Annotated in this window: 4 protein-coding genes; all 4 read right to left on the bottom strand. The window is 49.3% G+C overall.

What is annotated here, in order from left to right; genetic code table 11:
• Positions 1-1,045: hypothetical protein (locus AB1757_31200; GenBank protein ID MEW6131535.1), on the bottom strand; the 1,045-nt coding region annotated here is incomplete at its 3' end.
• Between the two features lie 210 nt (positions 1,046-1,255).
• Complete coding sequence (locus AB1757_31195) at positions 1,256-1,654, bottom strand: hypothetical protein (protein ID MEW6131534.1); 399 nt, start codon at positions 1,652-1,654, stop codon at positions 1,256-1,258.
• A gap of 179 nt (positions 1,655-1,833) precedes the next feature.
• On the bottom strand, positions 1,834-2,403 hold the full coding sequence (locus AB1757_31190; protein ID MEW6131533.1) for a type VI secretion system tube protein Hcp: 570 nt from the start codon (positions 2,401-2,403) through the stop codon (positions 1,834-1,836).
• A 276-nt stretch (positions 2,404-2,679) separates the two neighbouring features.
• Positions 2,680-3,082: hypothetical protein (locus tag AB1757_31185; GenBank protein ID MEW6131532.1), on the bottom strand; the 403-nt coding region annotated here is incomplete at its 5' end.

Here is a 3,082-nt window from a genome sequence, read left to right as displayed (position 1 = left end):
CAACCACCGCCCGACCATTCACATCGGTGGTGATGTTGCCGTTATAAATGTTCATCATGTCGGGCGATTCGACGAAGGAATGTGACAGGTACTTGTTTTCGGGGTCTAAGGGATGGTCAATCTTGAATGAGCCACCGGCTTTCGAGAGGGTTCCCAAAACCTCGACACTGCCAAGGAAACGACCGGCTTTGCCAACGGTTGCGCCATTGGTAGCTTCTCCCGGAAAACCGACAATGCCGTCGCCCGATTCACTCCCTGCACCGGAAGCATCGCCACCGACACCTTCAACGCCGCGTCCTCCATCGTTCATATTACTACCGGTGCCGCCGGTGCCAACTACGCCACTGCCACCACCCCTATTTGCAGCGCTGCTGTCGCCGCCGGTGCTCCAAATCCCCGCGCCGCCGAAAGAGGTCGCGTTGTTGCCGCCCTTCACATTGATTGCGCGACTGGTGCTGCCATTGGCGACGGTACTTTCAATTTGGAGAACCGTGTTTGGTCCGGTCAAAGTCAATGGCACCGCAATCCTTAACGGACTTGCCGCCGTGCCATTACCTGCAAGCGTGGCATTATGTTCAATCGTTGAAAGTGCGTTTGGCGCGTCAATCGTCAAGGTGTTGCCTGATGGGGTAATGGTGATGTTGGTGCCTGCGATTAGCGTCACATCGCCTTTCAAGCCGTTCAATCTGCTGACAACTTGTCCCGTAGAGAGTGCGGTGGTCTGCACCGTGCCATCGGGGAATTTGTAACCGCCAAGGGTGGTTTCAATCATGCCCTGCACCGTCAATGGTGAGGTCGGCGCAGTCGTGCCAATTCCAACTTTTCCAAATTTATCTTCAAAGATATTGGAATTGCCAATCATAAAGCTTACGCCATCACTGCCTATCCATTTGGGTAGCTGTCCGGTTGTGCCACTGCCGATCACCGTCGTCGTGGCGGCTTTAGGCGTAACGCTTGATGATTTTTGTGGTTGTTGAGCCAGGGTTGTTGCCGCTAACAATGTGCCGATTACCAAAAGTGATAACAATTTGTTATAGATTCTCATTATCGTTTCTCCTTTATATTTTTAGCCGCTTTGAATTACAGCGGGTTATTGCGTTGTTTATTGCGTTGCGGTTTGAAAGCAACACTCAAAAATCTGCACACCTTTGCCGAACCGTCGCACCAGGCGGCGGGCAACCGGCTTAATGCGCTCAAACAAAAAATGCGTTCGATTTTGAATTTAACCAGATGGCTCGAAGCGGGTACTTACCGTTTAAATATCTGCCATCCTGGTAATTTTCACGGTCAGGGTGAACGGAACCGGTTGGTTGTTGGTCGAGCCGATAAACATCGTGAAATCTCCGCCTTCTTCCAGATAAATTTCATACCTTCCACCGCGCGCTTCGCGCAGCAAAATCTGATGCCCATCCGCTCCTGTGGTCTCAACCTTTATTCCTACCTTTTGAGTGGGCGTCAGATTGAGCGTCATTTTTTGTCCTGCCCGCGCTCTCACAACATAGGTTGCGCCGTAACTTCCGGTGTTGCCTTGAATGGTGGCGGAACTTTTGCCTTTGGCAAATTGAATTCGTTTTGCCGTTTGGGCGTTTGCACAAATTGCGCTGGTTATCGCGAAGATAATCAGCAGCGTCGATGTGATTATTTTGTTTCTCATCTTTTCAGTCTCCTTTTCTGATTTGGGTTTTCTGGTTCTGTCTTTCTTTTTTAACCATCCTTTTGCGCGCTCGTTACTTTTTGTGTAGCTTCGTCAGCCATCAAAAAATGAATTGCAGCGCAGACGAAAGTATTGCTTTTAAATTTCTCTCCTGCGTTTTTGGTCTTGCCGTTTGCGGTTTAGGATTCCTTGTATTCCATACTGGCAAAATTTAAACCGATGTCATCCACCGCTCCATTTGAGAGCACGAAATCCAGGATGATGTCCTTCATTTTAATAATCATGGTGCGAAGCAGATCACCCCTGACGGAAACCTTTTCAATGGTCAACACCCCGTTGGCAAAATATTGTCCGTTAGCCGATGCCACCCTTAAAAAGGCTGAGGTTTTGTCAGTGGGTTTAAAAACCGTCAAATCGGTTATCGACACTTTTCCCGTGCCAGCGCCAGACCCGGCATTGGCTTGATGCTTGGTATTCCAGTTGTACCCGGAGATTTCAATTTCGCCAATATGACGCGGGGCGTATGATTCACCGCGTACGCCATCCAATTTCAAGAACATTAACTGAAGCATGATTTTTTCTCCTCTGATTGAACCGTCGGTTAAGTGAAACCTCGGTTTTGAAAAGTGTTTCTCCACCAAACCGAATGCCTGTCGCTCAAGCGCCAACCCGTTGCCGGAATGGAGATCGCGGGTAAAGCGAATGGGCGTCGCCGGCATGTAGCTTTGGCTTTGATTGAGGGTTTCCATTCGACTTGCTTAGATAAAAACTGTCGGTTTGTCTGATGGAAAAAAGCCCAGGAAAAGCCGTAACAACCGGCGTAATTTTTGTGCCGTGCCCACTATCATCATCTGCGGAGGTAGGCGTCTTCGTCACCCACACAAAGGCAATAACTAATAGAATGATGAAACAGCGTTTTATTATCTTCATTGCGTCTTCTCCTGTTGAATAGTCGCTTGAATAAGCTGGCATTTCTCGGTAGGAGCAAAATGAGATTTGCCCCTGCCGAGAAAGCCGATTGCCCGTTATTGACGCGGTTGTCGCGCTTGTTCTGCCTTGAGGCGACGCTCTTTGATTTCGCGCATCAACTCAGGCTGATTCGCCCATTCAATGCTGCGTTCTTCAGATTTTCCGAAGCCTTCGGGGTAAAGATAGTGACCACGCTCATTTTCGGTTTTATCTTCTTCTATCTTGATACGATGCTTATTCGCCCAGGCGTCCTGACGAATGCCCGTGACCTGCCATGAAACTTTCACTTCTGGCGCATTGGTTTGAATAACGAAGCGATTGCTTTTGACCTCTTCGGCGACGATGGCTTGCGCGAATTGCCCGACAACCGTGAGTTGATAGCGAAAATCCTTATTCAACGCCTCGAACCATTCCGGCAGTTCAACCACCGCCCGACCATTCACATCGGTGGTGATGTTG

The organism is Acidobacteriota bacterium (assembly GCA_040754075.1).
GTDB lineage: Bacteria > Acidobacteriota > Blastocatellia > UBA7656 > UBA7656 > JBFMDH01.
Note: the sequence above shows the minus strand (reverse complement) of the source record. Positions and strands in the feature narration are given on the sequence as shown.

Bases quoted from the DNA above. Each gene is read 5' to 3' on its own strand.
- AB1757_31195 (MEW6131534.1), bottom strand. From the start codon at position 1,654: ATGAGAAACAAAATAATCACATCGACGCTGCTGATTATCTTCGCGATA.
- AB1757_31190 (MEW6131533.1), bottom strand. From the start codon at position 2,403: ATGGAAACCCTCAATCAAAGCCAAAGCTACATGCCGGCGACGCCCATT.